Source organism: Micromonospora sp. NPDC003776, from assembly GCF_053605645.1.
Genome location: NZ_JBSGJR010001010.1, coordinates 1 through 1,014, shown reverse-complemented (window position 1 = coordinate 1,014; position 1,014 = coordinate 1). Strand labels below are relative to the sequence as shown.

Annotated in this window: 1 protein-coding gene; it reads right to left on the bottom strand. The window is 76.6% G+C overall.

Annotated elements, in window-relative coordinates; translation table 11 throughout:
• Positions 1 to 914: serine/threonine-protein kinase (locus ACWEVO_RS37130; RefSeq protein WP_452312042.1), on the bottom strand; the 914-nt coding region annotated here is incomplete at its 3' end.
• Between the last annotated feature and the right edge of the window lie 100 nt (positions 915 to 1,014).

Sequence of the window (1,014 nt, the reverse complement as noted above, 5' to 3'; positions counted from 1 at the left end):
GCGGCAGCCACGTCGCCCAGCACGAACGGGGTCGCCGGCAGCCCGGCGGCCACCTGCGCGGCGCGCAGCTCCCCGGCGAACTCCGCGACCGAGGCCGGCCGCCGCGCGGGATCCTTGGCCAGCGCGCGTTCCAGCGCCGCACAGACCTCCCCGGGTACGCCGAGCGGGCGCAGATCCGGCACCGGGTTGGCGGCGATCCGGCGCAGCAGCGACTCGACGGGCTCCCCGTCGCCGGGGGTGAACGGCGGTGTGCCGCGGATCCAGTGCAGCACCGTCGAGGCCAGCGCGTACACGTCGGCGGCCACCGAGGCCGGCTCACCCCGCAGCACCTCCGGGGCGGTGTGCAGCACACTGGCGGTGATCGTGGCCCGCGCCCCGGTGCGCTCGGCGCACGGCCGGGCCTGCCCGAAGTCGGCCAGCTTCGGCTCGCCGTACCCGGAGATCAGAATGTTCTCCGGTTTGACGTCGCGGTGCAGGATGCCCGCCCGGTGCGCGGTCTCCAGCGCCCCGGCCACCGCGATCCCGCCGGCCACCGCCGCCCGCCAGTCACCCGCCGTCCCGACGCGCAGCCGGTCGCCGAGCGAGCCGCCCTCCTCGTACGCCATCAGCAGGTACGGATTGCCGGCGGCGGTCCGGCCGGCCTGGTGCAGGGTGACGATGTGCGGGTGGTCGGAGAGCCGGCCCAGCGTTCGCAACTCCCGCTCGAACCGGGCCCGGGACGGCCCCGCCCAGTCGGTGGCGAGCACCTTCACCGCCACCCAACGGGAGTAATCGGCCTGCCGGGCGCGGTAGACGACGCCGAAGCCGCCCCGCCCGACCTCGACCGCATCGGTGCACCCGGCGATCCCCAGGGGGATGCCCGGGCCGGCACCGGACTCCGGCCGGCGCGTCGCGGCACGCTCGCTCTGGACCATCGCCGCTGAATGCTACCGATGGGTCGCGACCGGATCCGGCGCCGCTCGCCCGCCCGGTACCGCCCCTGCTGGCGGAAAGCCGGCGGTCCGTGCCCCCAGG